Here is a 14,216-nt window from a genome sequence, read left to right as displayed (position 1 = left end):
CGCGTCGCCGAACACGACGCTGTCGTCCGGGGTCAGGTTGGCAATATCGGTCGTGTTGCCGTTATAGACGCGATTGGTCCCGCTGGCGAACACCGCCAGGGAGCGCGGCGTGATGGTGCCCGTGCCGCTGGCGCCCGTGAGCGTGTAGTTGGTATCGAGCGCACTGCTGCCGGCCAGGGTCAGCCCTCCCAGCCCGAGCGCCTGGGCGCCCGCACTGACATTTTTGCTCGCGACCGAGGCGCTGCCCGTCAAGCCGCAGGCGCTCAGGCCGCCACTGCAATCTGAACCGACCAGATTGGTGACCTGCAAAACGTTACTGGCCATCACGGTGCCGCCGTTGTATTCGCGCGTGGCGACCAGGCCCAGCGGCCGTTTGAACACCGTGTAGCTCAGGCCTGCATCCGCGAGGAAAACGTAGTCGCCCGCGTTGACGCCGCCCAGGACCAGGCCCGAGTTGTAGATAATCTGATAGTGCCCCGCATTCGATCCGACGCTGGGCGCGCCGCCAAACAAGGCGCTGCCGCTGACGTCCAGTCCAAGGGCCGCGATGCCGTTCGCGTCCAGCAGTGTGCTGCCATTGAACAGGCTATAGGTAAATGTACCGACGAGGTCGCCGTAGATGTTGCTGCTCTGGCTGCTGTTCACATGCACGCTGAGCGGCTTGGAAATCGTGCAGTTGGCGAACGCCGTCAGGCAGGGGTAACCATTGTTGACGCTGGCCTTGATCTGCCACACGGGCGCCAAAGAAAAATTCCAGCCGGCGCCGGTGAAGGTGCCCATGGCTTTCATTTCGGTAGTAGTCTTGCCCGTGCCGCCAGCGCTGGCCGGCTGGCCGCTGGTCTGGGTATCCCAGAAGCTGTTGCTAATGACGGACGGCGAGTTGGCGCCATCGACCGTCAGCGTGCCGACCAGGCCGCCAACACTGGTGTTGCCATTGTTGATAGTCACGGCGCCCACGGCATAGCTGTTGCTGATGTTCGAACCGTTCTCGCCCACCAGGCCGCCGACATTGGTGTTGCCGCTGACTGCCCCCGTGGCATAGGTATTGATGATGTTGCTGCCGCTGCCGCCCGCCGCCTGATTCAGGCCGACCAGGCCACCGACGGTCTGACTGCCAGTGACGTTGCCGCTGGCGTAGCTGCTGCTGATGGTGCCGAAGTAATTGACGCCGGCCAGCCCGCCGATGAACGCCGTGGTGCCCGTGACATTGCCGCTGGCGTAGCTGTTGATCGTTTGCCCGCCGAACATTCTCCCCACCAGTCCACCCACGTTCGTGGTGCCCGAAATAGTGCCGCCGGCATAGCTGTTGGTGATGATCCCGGCCTGGCTTTCGCCGACCAGGCCACCCGTGTTATTGAAGCCGGTAACGTTCATGGTCGAGAAACTGTTGCTGATGCTGCCCCAGCTCCGGCCGACCATGCCGGACGCGTATTGTGCCCCGTTGACCGTGCCGCCGACGATGCCAAGATTGCGCAGCTGAACCGTATTGTCGCCATACAGGCTGGCGAACAAGGACGACTGGTTGTTGATCGTAGGCGCGATGATGACGTGACCGAGGCCGTCGAATGCGCCCCATGAGATGGAAAACTGCTGCATGCCGATGGCGCCACTGGCATTCCAGGCAGCCGTCGACGTGGCGTCGATGTCGCTGCCCAGCGCGTAGAAGGCGTTCTGACTTGCTTGCACGCCCTGCAAGGTGCCCGGCGTCATATCGTTGCGGTCGGCGCCCAGGCTGTTGATGACGGTATAGACCTGATTCTTGATCGTCAACGTACCGCTGCCGGCGAAATTGACTTTCCCCTTGAAGGTGTTGCCGGCGCCAAATGACGTATTGACCTTGCCTGCCGTCGGCTCGAGATCGAGGCTGGCCGTGCCGCTCGCCGTCATCACCGCATTGATATTGACGTCATTGGTGGCCGTCAGGGTCAGCTTGTTGGCGCTCCAGGTGACGGCATCATTGACGGTCACATTGCCGTCGCTGCCGCCGCCGTTGGTGCTGGCAATGGCGACATCGGCGGTCGCCAGGTTGCTGCTCAGGGTCGCGCCGCTGATATCGCCGCCGCTGGCGGCAATCGTAAAGCCGTCCGGATCGAGCAGCCAGCGGCCCGACTTGCCGTGCGCGGCGCGCGCGTCGACGCGGGTGGCGTCGCGGATGGTCAGGTGGCTGGCGGAGGTTTCGATGAAGCCGCCGTCGCCGCCGCTGTCGCCGCCGCGTGCACTGAAACTGCCGCTGACATCGGTGCGGCTGGCCGCATTGGCGAGGTCCGCGATCACGGTCACCGTGCCGCCCCGCCCCGTGCTGCCGGGCGCCGCGTTGGCGCTGATGCTGCCGCCGGCGTTGATCTGGTCGGACGCCGTGAGCATGATGCGCCCGCCATCGCTCGTCAAACCGTTGGCCTCCAGCGCGCCGGTGTTGTTGATCACGCCGCCCATCAGGCGATTGGCCGCCTGGGCCGACATGATGATGGTGCCGCCGGGAGCCAGCACCGCCTGCCGGTTCTCGACCAGGGCGGCGATCGCGGATGGCGTAACGACTACGCCGGCCAGGGTATTGCTGTCGCCGAACTGCAGCTTGATCTGCTCGCCCGATGCCAGCGCCACGGTGCCGGCGCGGGCCATGATCAGGCCATAGTTGCGCACTTCCGGCGCCAGCAAGGCGATATAGCCGCCCAGCGTCGCGTGCAGGCTCCCCTCATTGATGACGCTGCCCGTCGCGCCCCCGCGGGAAAACGTGTTCATGCCCGCCATGAAATCGGCGCTCGACATATTGTGGGTGGTGGCCACCAGTCCGCCCACATCGACCGACGCGGAGGGACTGAAATAAACGCCATTCGGGTTGCTCAGGAATACCTGGCCATTCGAGGTGATGCGGCCGAAAATCTGGCTCGGTTGCGCATCGAGGACCCGGTTCAAGGTGACGGCGCTGGCCGAAGGCTGGGCGAAATTGACGCTGGCCTTGGCGCCGAGATTGAACGTCTGCCAGTCGATCGCCCCGCGCGCCGTGCTCTGCTGGATGTTCATCGCCGCGCCATTCTGCGTGATCACGACCTGGCCGCCAACGACCTTCGCGCCGGCCGGCAACTCGGTCGGCGCGGGCGGCGCCGCGAAGGCGGCCATGCTGGCGCCAAGACCGAGCGCCGCGCACGCCGGAGCGAGCAAGGTGCGGCCGCTGCGCTTGCCTTTGCCCCTGGCGTTTTCCGCCACGGCGACCCAGGCGCCAAGAATCTCGCTCCAGATCAGGCGATAAATACGGTTCATGGACGCGTGCATGGTGGTACTCCTTCAAAGCAGAGGGAAACGGAATGGGGGCATGCGGCGAAATCTGGAAAACTAGAAAGGCATGGTGGCCTGGAGCCAGAAGCGATTCTTTCTGAATGAACCATCCTGGTCCGTTCCTGTCAGTGTCGGGTTCGGATTGTCACCAATGCGCCTGGCCCAGGTCGCTTTGAGATTCAGGCCGAAGCTGGCCAGCCAGGCGACGGACAGTCCCGCGCCCTTGAGGCTATAGCTGCCCAGCGCCGGTGCGCCGGGGAAATGATTGTCGTGGTTGATCTTCACGTGGCCCCAGTCGTAGAAGCCGGTGACGTTCACGTTGTTGGGCAGGCGCGCGCGCAGCTCCAGGTTGAACAGCTGTCCTTCCGAACCGCCGCCTTCGTTGGATGGATAGGCGCGCACGCCATACGCGCCGCCGAGATAGAATTTCTCGGCCGAATCGAGGTTCTTTCCTGCGGTCTGACCCGAGAACGCGGCGTACAGGGCCAGCGCCTCGGTGAGTACCTGCTGGCGGCTGGCGGCATAGCGCAGTTTGGTGAAACTGCCGCCCGTGCGCGTGGTCAGGGCATCGGCGCGGGCGTTGGGCGAGCCGTCCAGGTCGACCTTGCCGTGCACCAGCGCGAGGCTGGCACTGTTGCTGCCGCCGCCACCGTATTGATCCAGCACATTGCCGTTCAGGCCGACGGTGAAGGTATCGATCTTGTAGTCGGTGATGGTGGTTGCCGCCGCCCGATTGTCGAAGCGCTTGTTGTCGTAATTGAGGGCCAGGTAAAGATTTTGCAGACGGGCGCGGATCAGCGGGTAGGTCGCTTCGATCCCGCTCGTGGTCGACGTCCCGGATGCGTCGAGCGCCGCCAGCGCATCGTCCACCAGGCGGTAGCGCAGGTGGGACGCGTTGGCGCCGACCCGCCATCCGGCCGCGCCCAGCGGCACGGTGTAGGCCAGGCGGGCATAATCGCTGCCTTCCGTATGCATCAGATTGACGACCGCCTGGTCGCCAAAACGCAGGGGACTATTGATGTAGAAGTCGGCGGTCAGGCGCGCGCTGCCGGTGGAACGGGCGCTGGCATTGTCGACGCCGACCTGCCCGTTGATGAGTTTTTCATCCTCGACCTTCAAGACCAGGTCGACTTCATTCGCCTGCTCCCCGGGTGCCAGGCTGCCGGCCGTGCTGATGCCAGGCATGTCATCGAGCAGCAGCAGGGCGCGGTCCATCGCCTGCGCTTTCAGCGCGTCGCCATGTGGCTGGGCGGCACCCACGATCGGCACCAGCCTGTCGAATGGCACGCGGGTCGGCGCCGTGCCTTCCATGCGCACCTGGCCGAACACCGCTTCGACCACCTGCAGCGTCACGACGCCGTCCTTGATCTCCTGCAGTGGCAGATAGACGCGCACGATCCAGCCCGCCTTGCGGTAGGTTTCGGCCACTGCGGCGGCGGCGTTTTGCAGGTCATTGAACGAGAGTGGCCGGTTCACGAAGCTTGCCACGGCAGGCGCCAGTTGCGCTTGCGTGAGCAAGGTATTGCCGGCGAATTGAAAACGCGACACCGTGACCGACATTCCCGACAATTCCTTCATGGGCTGCGGCGGCGGCGCCAGAAGCGGCCCCGGCTTGCCCGGCGGCGGCGCCAGTCGCCCTTTTTCAATTTGCTGCAATAGCGAACCCGCGTCCGGAACGGTTTGCGCGAAAGCGGATGAAACGGAGATCGACAAAACTGTCAGGATGTACAGCGGCGAGCGATGTGGCAGCATGAGTTGAATCCCTTCTGACGCGAATGGCTTCCTTGGCGATGAAAATCATCGACAGGGGTGGTGAGGGGCCGTCAGCCGATCATGGCGGCATGCGGAATTGAGGCGAGCTCTTTAGTTTTCTTCGACAACTTGAAAACATGGGCGTTTTCATCAATAGAAGGACTTCCCCATTCGACCCTCCAGCCCCACGTATCGTTTGGTCTCTGCGGCAAAAGCGTTATGAGTTCATTGAGAATAAGCATCAAATTCCTATGTGCAAGGAATACTTGAATTGAAAATACGCCTCAGTCGTTTTTTTGCACATTGTTTTATTTGCCAGCCGTACGCCTCAGCTGAACGACGGGGCCCTGATCGTCAGTGCTGAAGCAAGAATACGGAGAAACATCCGCAAACGCCATCGTCATTTAACGGCATTCCCAAAGTTCGATACATCCGTGCACATTTGAAATTTTTTTATATTGTTTCCATGTGGACATTAAATTGCATGCCCGTTTTGCTGTAATCTCGGAAGGCCGGACATGCGTGACAACAAGGCGACGTGCCCACCGCGCCATCCCTTTTTCCCCCTGGCGCGGCATATAGCGCCGCCGGGGGATTGCCGTTGCAGAGCAGGTCGATGTGGCTTAGTATGACGTTTTTGATACTAAAAACTACAGCTTGTCATGCCCATGCCCAAGATCGAAGTTTCACTGCCACACAATGGCACCGTGCTGCTGTCCCTGTGCCGCCGCAATGATAGCCCCGCGCTTGACGTGGCCTTGCCCCTGGCCGAGCTGTACAGCGAGGGCGCCGATGGCGCCGCCCGGCAACTGGGCAAGAAAATCCTGCAAACCCTGGCCATCTGGCATGGCGCGGCGTTTGCGGTGCCGCCCTTCCCCGCCGCGCCGCCAGACGATCAGCGCCCGCCCGGCAACTTCGAAGCGGCCCTGATCCTGTTCGACCTGTCGCTGCAACAGCGGACGGCACAGCATGTGGCCGCCATCGAAGCCCTGTTGCGACAGGCGCAGGCCGACGGGCAGATGGCGCAGCGGGAAGACTTTCTTCTTGAAACCTGGCCCGCATTGCGCGCACGCCTCGATGCTTATCCTGATGCCTGACGAAGCTGGCGAGGCCTATCAAAAAACATCGTCATCCACCGCCGTGCCGCACAGTAAGGAGTTGCCTGGTTTGCACAACATCGTGATCCGCCCCACCACCGGCGCCGACTGGCCCGCCCTGAAAGCCACGCGCCTGGCCGCCCTCCTGGACGCGCCGACCGCCTTCGGCGTCAGCCACGCCAGCGCGGCCGCCTATACCGACGCGGATTGGCAGCAACGCGCCGTCAGCACGGCGCAGCGCGCCTTCCTCCTGGCGTTTGACGGCGATCACCCCATCGGCATCGCCGCCCATGTCGTCAGCAGCGCGGGGGAATCGAACCTGATCGCCATGTGGGTGCATCGCGCATACCGGGGCATGGCGGTGGCGGCGGGGTTGGTCCGCGCGGTGAAACAACACGCCGTGGCCGGCGGCCATGCGCGGCTGGTCCTCGACGTGGCACCCGAGAATGCGCGCGCGGCCGCGTTTTACCAGAAGCAGGGATTTGTATTCCTGCCGGAATGGGAAGCGCTGGAAAGCCATCCGCATATCCAGGTGCAGAAGATGGAGTGGCTGGCGGCGGCATGAACTCAATCAGTACACATATCGCCCCCAGGATGAACTCATCCGGGACCCGGGCTGGAAGCCCTACAGTGCCATGCTCAAGGGCGTCAAACGCTTCGAAGAAAAACACGCGCTGGCGCCAGGCGCCGAGTTGCGCTTCATCCTGGAACCGCGCCGTGCCGATGCCGACATGCATGGCATCGCGCTGCGGCTGGAAAGCGAGGAGGCCGGTACCGCGATACCGCTGGGGGAGCGCAATATCTTCAGCTTGCCCGTCGGGCTCGGTCCTCTGTATGACAAGGCCGAGCTGACCTTGAACCGCAAGGCGGGGTCGGTCAGGTGGATGCCCTACATCCGCAGTGCGGCGACCAGCGACACCATCCGCCGCCTGGGCGACCTGCGGCTGGCCTGCGAAGTCCATTGGGCCATCGACAAGGACACCTTGCCTTTCGCCATGCGCACGGCGATGGGCGCACTGGGCGGGCCGTGCAATTTCGTGTCGCAAAAAGGCACCTACAGCTTTACGGAAGCACGGCGTATCACGGCCGCGACGATCAGCTACAACGGCAAAAGCGCGCCCGTGCCCTTCAGCGGCGCGTCGTTCACGCCGCCGTTGCGGGAGCAGGACTGGCGCGACGACAGTATGATCGAACTGACGTTTGCAGAAGAATAAGCTGCGCAGTGGCTACCGCAGTATCTACTTGACCCGCTGCTTTTCCAGCTTCCTCGCCAGCGTGCGCCGGTGCATACCCAGCCTTCTCGCCGTTTCCGAGATATTGAAATCCGTTTCGGCCAGCATTTCGTGGATGCGTTCCCATTCCAGGGTCTTGATGTTGGTGGCGCGGTTGCTCAGTTCGATGTCGGCGTTGCCAGCCACGTGGCCGAAGGCCGCTTCGATGTCGTCCGTGTTCGACGGTTTCGCCAGGTACTGGCAGGCGCCCAGCTTGATGGCTTCGACGGCCGTGCCGATGCTGGCATAGCCTGTCAGCACGACGATCAGCATTTCCGGGTCGTGCTGGTGCAGCATCTGCACGCAAGCCAGGCCCGAGGTATTGCCATTGAGCTTCAGGTCGACGACGGCGTAATCGGGGCAATGCTGCTCCAGCAAGGCGCTCGCTTCATCGAAATTGGTGGCCAGGATGACCTGGTAGCCGCGCCGCTCGAACGAGCGGCCCAGGGTGCGGGCAAACGCGGCGTCGTCTTCCACGATCAGTAACAGACGTTCATCCTGCATGGTGGTCGCTTTCTCTTTCCAGTTTGATGGCCGCCAGCGGCAAGGCCAGGTGCACCACCGCCCCGCCCTGCACGCGGTTGCGTGCCGTCACCGTACCGCCCAGGGTACGCGCAACATTCACCACCAGGAACAGTCCCAGGCCGCCGCCGGGCTTGCCCTTGCTGCTTTGATACGGTTTGCCCAGGTGCGTCAGCATCGACGGCTCGAAGCCGGGGCCCGCATCGGTAATGACCAGGTGCAAGGCGTCCGCTTCGCGCGTGGCTTCGAAGCGCAGCCAGTCGGGCGACGCTTCCAGCGCATTGTCGAGCACATTGCAGATGGTTTGTTTCAGGGTCGAATCGAAGACGACGGGCACGTCGTGCTCGATGCGGTTATCGTACTCGAAATCCTGGATCGGGCGGCTGCTGCGCCACTCGTCGACCAGGTCGTTGAGGAAGGTGTTGATCGTCGTTTTCACGGACGATTCGCCACGCGCCTCGCCCGCCGACAACAGGATGCCGCTGACGATGCTCTTGCAGCGCTGCAACTGTGCCTGCATTTCCGTGATTTCTTCCAGCAATTCGCTGTTCTTGCTCAATTCCGGCATGCGGCGCCAGTCGCCGAGGATGACGGACAGCGTCGCCAGCGGCGTGCCCAGCTCGTGCGCGGCGCCCGAGGCCAGCAAGCCCATGCGGATGATGTGCTCTTCTTCCGCCGCGCGCTGGCGCAAGTCGGCTACCTTGGCGTCGCCGGCCCGCTGGTTGCGGTTGATGCGCGTGATGAACACCACCAGCAAGGCGGCATTCAGGATAAAACAGATCAGCAAGCCTTGCACGTACAGGCTGGCAAAGCCCCGCTCGGGGTCGATCGGCAGAATCAGGGGGCCGGGCAGCAAGGCCAGGCCGGCCAGGCACAGGCTGGTGATGGCCACCATGATCCAGGTCGACCACACTTCCAGCAGCACGGCGCTGAGGATGACTTGTAATAAGTACAGGAAGGCAAACGGGTTGCTGATGCCGCCGCTCAGGTAGAGCTGGGCCGTCAGCACGGTGACGTCGACCAGCAAGGCGAGGAACAGGGCCGTGTTGGACACGGGCTGGCGTTCGTGCCAGCGCAGCAGGCTGGCCAGGTTGAAGGCGATGAGGCAGGACAGCACTTCGAGCATGTAGGGCACGGGCAAGGCGATGCCCAATCCCACGCCCACGCCGAAGATGGTGCTGATCTGGCCGATGACGGCCAGCCAGCGCAGCTGGATCAGCAGCTTCATGTTCTGGTGGCCGGCCGGATGTTCCATCTCGGCCGCCACGGCGCCGCGCTCTAAGACTTCGCGGTTGGGCAGGATCTCAATCCTGCCCGGCATGGTCGCTTTCCTGGCGCTGGGCGCCACGGGCGCGGCGGCGCCGGCTTTCGCGCACGATCCACCAGCTGATGCCGGCCACCATCAGGGCCAGCGCAAACCACGTCAAGGCGTATACCAGGTGGTTGTTGTGGAACGAGATCACGGTCAGGCCGCCGACGGGGGCATCAACAACCGTTTCCGATTTCTCTTTCGCATCGACAAAATACGGCGCCACGTTGGTGAGCATGTGCGAGCCGGCGATGGCGGCCACGTCGCGCGAATACCAGTGCTGCGTGGCAGGACTGTTTTCGCGCAGGAAACCACCGCCCGTCTCGCTGATGCGCAGCAAGCCTTCGACCTCGACGATGCCGGCCGGCGTGCCGGCGGCGATGCTGGCGCGTTTCGGCACGAAGCCGCGGTTGACCAGCACGGTGCTGCCATCGGCCAGGCGCAAGGGCGTCACCAGCCAGTAACCGCTGCCCAGTGCCGTCGTTGCCTGCACCAGGGTATTGAAAATGGGGAGATAGGTACCGGAGAGTCGCACGTGGCGGTATTCATCCGTTTGTGGCGTAATGCTGGCCCAGGCTGCGGGTCCAGGTGCGTCCGTTGCGGGCGCATGTACGCGTTGTTCGACGCGCTCGATCAGGTCAAGCTTCCAGAACAGGCGCTTGACTTGCCAGGTTCCCAGGACACAGAAACCGGCAAACAAGATCCCCGCCAGCAAGGCCAATGCAATGCTTGAATAATGCACAGCCATGCCGCGTGGGCCTGGCGCGGCATCTTGCGATGCGGCGCCAGGGGCGCGCCCGGTGTTGCTTGGGCGCGTATTACTCATCATGGAGCCGTTTTCGTATGCATGTACTCAGGCATCAGATCCGGCATCATGTTGTGGTTCATGTGGTACATGACCCACAGGGAACCGGCCATGGCAATGCCCACGATCATGATCGTGAAGATCAGCGCCATCATGTTCCAGCCGCCTTCGGACTTGGTGTTCATATGCAGGAAGTACACCATGTGCACCACCACTTGAACCGCCGCGAACGCCAGCAGGACCAGGCCCATGGTGCCCGAGTTGGTGATGACTTTCGTCATTACCAGCCAGAACGGAATGGCCGTCAGGATCACCGACAGGATGAAGCCGATCGTGTAGCTTTTCAGGCTGCCATGATCGTGTTGGTCATGGTGGTGGCTATCGCCGTGTGTGTGGTGGTCGCTCATGGCAGCACTCCCATCAGGTAGACAAAGGTGAAGACGCCGATCCAGATGACGTCCAGGAAGTGCCAGAACAGCGACAGGCACATCATGCGGCGGCCGTTTTCCGGGGTCAGGCCATGCTTGTTCAACTGGAACATCAAGGTCACGAGCCAGATCACGCCGAACGTCACGTGCAAGCCGTGGGTACCGACCAGGGCGAAGAACGACGACAGGAACGCGCTGCGCTGCGGACCGGCGCCTTCGTGGATCAGATGAATGAATTCATATATTTCCAGCGACAGGAAGGCCAGGCCGAACAGGCCCGTGATGCCCAGCCAGACCAGGGTGCTGCGCAATTGCTTGCGCTGCATGGCCAGCATGGCGAAGCCGTAGGTGATCGACGACAGCAGCAGCATGGCCGTGTTGACGGCCACCAGCGGCAGGTCGAACAGCGCGGCGCCCGTCGGGCCGTCCGCGTAGTTGCGGCCCACCACGGCGTACGTGGCGAACAGACAGGCGAAGATCAGGCAATCGCTCATCAGGTAGAGCCAGAAACCGAGCAAGCTGCCGTTTTCCGGGTGGTGCTCGCGCACAAAGTAGCTGCGCGTGCTTGGTGCGGCGCCAGCGGCGCCGGTGTTATGGGCGATGGTATCAGACATGGCTGCTCAGCAATTTAGTATAAGCGTCTTCGGTACGGACCACTTCTTCCGCAGGAATATAGTAATCGCGCTTGTAGTTAAAGGTATGGACGATGATGGTGATCATCATGATCGCGAAGCCAATGCCGGCGACGAGCCACATTTGCCAGATCAGGCCAAAACCGACCAGTGCGCTCAGCGCGGCGATCACGAAACCAGCCCAGGTGTTCTTCGGCATGTGGATCTTCGTGAAACCGGACGTCGGACGCTGGTAACCGTGTTTCTTCATGTCAGTCCATGCATCGAGTTCGTGCACTTGTGGCGTGAAGGCGAAATTATAGTCTGGCGGAGGCGACGACGTCGACCATTCCAGCGTACGGCCACCCCATGGGTCACCGGTCACGTCGCGCAGGGCGTGACGGTTGCGGTAGCTGACAACGAACTGGATCAGCATGGAGCCGATGCCCAGTGCGATCGAGACGGCGCCAAACCAGGCGATGATGGTCCAGATTTGCAGCGATGGATCTTCAAAGTGGTTGACACGACGGGTCACGCCCATCAGGCCCAGCACGTACAGCGGCATGAAGGCCAGGTAGAAGCCGACGAACCAGAACCAGAACGAGCATTTGCCCCAGAAGGTGTCGAGCTTGTAGCCGAAGGCTTTCGGGTACCAGTAGTTGATCGCAGCGAATACGCCGAACACCACGCCGCCGATAATCACGTTATGGAAGTGGGCAATCAGGAACAGGCTGTTATGCAGCACGAAGTCCGCTGGTGGTACGGCCAGCAGCACGCCGGTCATGCCGCCGATGGTGAAGGTGACCATGAAGCCGATCGTCCACAGCATCGGCAGTTCAAAGCGGATACGGCCGCGGTACATGGTAAACAGCCAGTTGAAGATCTTCGCGCCAGTCGGGATCGAAATGATCATCGTCGTGATGCCGAAGAAGGAGTTGACGCTGGCGCCCGAACCCATGGTGAAGAAGTGATGCAGCCATACCAGGTACGACAGGATCATGATGACGCAGGTGGCGTACACCATCGAGGCGTAGCCGAACAGACGCTTGCTGCTGAATGTGGCGACCACTTCCGAGAACACGCCGAACAGCGGCAGGATCAGGATGTAGACCTCTGGGTGACCCCAGATCCAGATCAGGTTGACGTACATCATGGCGTTGCCGCCCAGTTCCGTCGTGAAGAAGTTAAAGCCTGCAACGCGGTCCAGCGACAGCATGGCCAGCACAGCCGTCAGTACCGGGAAAGCGGCGACGATCAGGATGTTGGTGCACAGTGCGGTCCAGGTAAACACTGGCATTTTCATCCAGGTCATGCCTGGCGCGCGCATCTTGACGATGGTGGCGATCAGGTTGACACCGGACAATAGCGTCCCGACCCCGGCAATCTGCAAGGACCAGATGTAATAGTCTACCCCCACGTCCGGACTGCCGACGATGCCCGACAGCGGCGGATAGGCCAGCCAGCCCGTGCGGGCGAATTCGCCGACGAACAGCGAAGCCATGACCAGGGCGGCGCCCATGGTGGTCATCCAGAAGCTGAAGTTATTGAGGAAAGGGAAAGCCACGTCGCGCGCGCCGATTTGCAGCGGCACCACGTAGTTCATCAGACCCGTCACGAAAGGCATCGCGACGAAGAAGATCATGATCACGCCGTGGGCGGTGAAGATCTGGTCGTAGTGATGCGGTGGCAGGAAGCCGGCATTGTCGCCAAAGGCGATCGCCTGCTGGGTACGCATCATGAGCGCGTCGGCAAAGCCGCGCAGCAGCATGACCAGGCCCAGGATCATGTACATGATACCGATTTTTTTATGGTCGATACTGGTGATCCAGTCGCGCCACAGGGTACCCCAGACGCGGAAATACGTCAGTGCCGCAACGAGTGCGATACCGCCCAGGGCAACCATCGCAAAGGTCGCCAGCAGGATAGGTTCGTGAAATGGAATTGCATCCCAAGTCAGACGGCCGAATATAAGCTTCGTCAGATCAATATGGTCTAGCATTGTTACTCTCAGAGAAAAAAGGGAGGCGCCAGGCAAGCGGCGCCAGTATCTGCAGCGCAATGCGCTGCGGGATTCATGCAGTTGTTACTTGGCTTGAACGCCCTTTTCAACCACTGCATCGCTAGCGACTACTGCCGTTACGGCCGCTACCGGGCTTTTTGCCATCGTCAATTTGTATGGCTCGACCGGCGTCACGCACAGGGCGTCGGAAACGATGGTGCGGTTTAGGATTGCCTTGTAGAGATCGCTTGGTACGGCGCTGTAGCGGCGCACCGGGTCGCGTTCGCTAGGCTGGGCCAGCGACAGGTAGTCGTCGCGGTTCAGCGCGCCGCCACCGGCACGTGCCGATGCCACCCATTTGTCGAAGTCCGCATCATTGACACCGTGGAACTTGAAGCGCATGCCCGAGAAGCCGGCACCGCTGTAGTTCGCGGAGAAGCCCTTGTACACGCCAGGCTTGTTGATGACGGCATTCAACTGCGTTTCCATGCCCGGCATGGCGTAGATCTGACCTGCCAGTGCGGGGATGAAGAATGAGTTCATGACGGACGAGGCGGTGATCTTGAAGCGGATCGGACGATCGACGGGCGCGTACAGTTCATTCACGGAAGCGATGCCTTGCTCCGGGTAGATGAACAGCCATTTCCAGTCCAGCGCCACGACTTCGACGATCATCGGCTTGTGGCTGGCGGGAATCGGGCGGTTGGCGTCGATACGGCTCAATGGGCGGTATGGATCGAGGGTATGGGTGCTGATCCAGGTCAGCAGGCCCAGCACGATGATGATCAGCAGGGGCGCGCCCCAGATAATCAGCTCGAGGCGAGTCGAGTGGTCCCAGTCCGGCTCGTATTTGGCCGCGGTATTGTTTTTTCTATAGCGCCATGCGAACAGCAGGGTCAGGGCGATTACCGGAACGATAATCAACAGCATCAGCAATGTCGAGATGACAATCAGATTGCCTTGCTGAACTGCGATGTCGCCAGACGCATTCAGTACCACCGTATTGCAACCAGCCAACAATGCGAGAGGTAAAAGAAGCAGTCCGCGACGAACTTTTAATGAAAACATACAGGAAAGTCCAGTACAGGGGATGAAGATATGGTACTGTATTCTCACTGGAGCGCGTTGGCAATTGGACGTTTTGTCCTA

At 61.7% G+C, this 14,216-nt stretch carries 13 protein-coding genes; 3 read left to right on the top strand and 10 right to left on the bottom strand.

What is annotated here, in order from left to right; translation table 11 throughout:
• The 3 genes from K0F86_RS10950 to K0F86_RS10940 all read right to left on the bottom strand — a co-directional run.
• A partial coding sequence (locus tag K0F86_RS10950; protein ID WP_219134406.1) for a filamentous hemagglutinin N-terminal domain-containing protein occupies window positions 1–3,270 on the bottom strand: 3,270 nt, incomplete at its 3' end.
• Between the two features lie 60 nt (window positions 3,271–3,330).
• Window positions 3,331–5,025: a ShlB/FhaC/HecB family hemolysin secretion/activation protein gene (locus tag K0F86_RS10945; protein WP_219134405.1), complete on the bottom strand. Its 1,695-nt coding sequence runs from the start codon at window positions 5,023–5,025 to the stop codon at window positions 3,331–3,333.
• A 71-nt stretch (window positions 5,026–5,096) separates the two neighbouring features.
• Window positions 5,097–5,267, bottom strand: coding sequence for a hypothetical protein (locus tag K0F86_RS10940; RefSeq protein ID WP_219134404.1), 171 nt, complete (start codon window positions 5,265–5,267; stop codon window positions 5,097–5,099).
• 426 nt (window positions 5,268–5,693) lie between these two features.
• Here K0F86_RS10940 and K0F86_RS10935 point away from each other — a divergent pair, with 426 nt between their 5' ends.
• From K0F86_RS10935 to K0F86_RS10925, 3 genes are all read left to right on the top strand, one after another.
• Window positions 5,694–6,122, top strand: a complete 429-nt coding sequence (locus K0F86_RS10935) for a hypothetical protein (protein WP_219134403.1) — start codon at window positions 5,694–5,696, stop codon at window positions 6,120–6,122.
• A gap of 70 nt (window positions 6,123–6,192) precedes the next feature.
• Window positions 6,193–6,687, top strand: coding sequence for a GNAT family N-acetyltransferase (locus K0F86_RS10930; protein ID WP_219134402.1), 495 nt, complete (start codon window positions 6,193–6,195; stop codon window positions 6,685–6,687).
• 70 nt (window positions 6,688–6,757) lie between these two features.
• A complete protein-coding gene (locus K0F86_RS10925) occupies window positions 6,758–7,336 on the top strand; it encodes a hypothetical protein (RefSeq protein WP_219134401.1) in 579 nt (192 codons plus the stop codon).
• Window positions 7,337–7,360: 24 nt separating this feature from the next.
• Here the strand turns inward: K0F86_RS10925 and K0F86_RS10920 are convergent, their stop codons facing one another.
• From K0F86_RS10920 to cyoA, 7 genes are all read right to left on the bottom strand, one after another.
• Entirely contained in the window at window positions 7,361–7,897 is a 537-nt protein-coding gene (locus K0F86_RS10920) for a response regulator transcription factor (protein ID WP_219134400.1), read from the bottom strand.
• Complete coding sequence (locus K0F86_RS10915) at window positions 7,887–9,236, bottom strand: ATP-binding protein (protein WP_219134399.1); 1,350 nt, start codon at window positions 9,234–9,236, stop codon at window positions 7,887–7,889. The genes K0F86_RS10920 and K0F86_RS10915 overlap by 11 nt, the downstream gene beginning before the upstream one ends.
• Window positions 9,220–10,053 carry an SURF1 family protein gene (locus K0F86_RS10910; protein ID WP_219134398.1) on the bottom strand — a complete coding sequence of 278 codons (834 nt, stop codon included), beginning with the start codon at window positions 10,051–10,053 and terminating at the stop codon, window positions 9,220–9,222. The genes K0F86_RS10915 and K0F86_RS10910 overlap by 17 nt, the downstream gene beginning before the upstream one ends.
• Window positions 10,050–10,436: a cytochrome o ubiquinol oxidase subunit IV gene (gene cyoD / locus K0F86_RS10905; protein ID WP_219134397.1), complete on the bottom strand. Its 387-nt coding sequence runs from the start codon at window positions 10,434–10,436 to the stop codon at window positions 10,050–10,052. The genes K0F86_RS10910 and cyoD overlap by 4 nt, the downstream gene beginning before the upstream one ends.
• On the bottom strand, window positions 10,433–11,071 hold the full coding sequence (gene cyoC / locus K0F86_RS10900) for a cytochrome o ubiquinol oxidase subunit III (RefSeq protein WP_219134396.1): 639 nt from the start codon (window positions 11,069–11,071) through the stop codon (window positions 10,433–10,435). Before cyoC ends, cyoD begins: the two co-directional genes overlap by 4 nt.
• A complete protein-coding gene (cyoB, locus tag K0F86_RS10895) occupies window positions 11,064–13,067 on the bottom strand; it encodes a cytochrome o ubiquinol oxidase subunit I (protein ID WP_219134395.1) in 2,004 nt (667 codons plus the stop codon). The genes cyoC and cyoB overlap by 8 nt, the downstream gene beginning before the upstream one ends.
• Before the next feature lie 84 nt (window positions 13,068–13,151).
• Window positions 13,152–14,135, bottom strand: a complete 984-nt coding sequence (gene cyoA, locus K0F86_RS10890; protein WP_257572096.1) for a ubiquinol oxidase subunit II — start codon at window positions 14,133–14,135, stop codon at window positions 13,152–13,154.
• Window positions 14,136–14,216 lie beyond the last annotated feature (81 nt).

The organism is Janthinobacterium sp. UMAB-60, from assembly GCF_900095235.1.
Lineage (GTDB): Bacteria > Pseudomonadota > Gammaproteobacteria > Burkholderiales > Burkholderiaceae_D > Janthinobacterium.
Note: the sequence above shows the minus strand (reverse complement) of the source record. Positions and strands in the feature narration are given on the sequence as shown.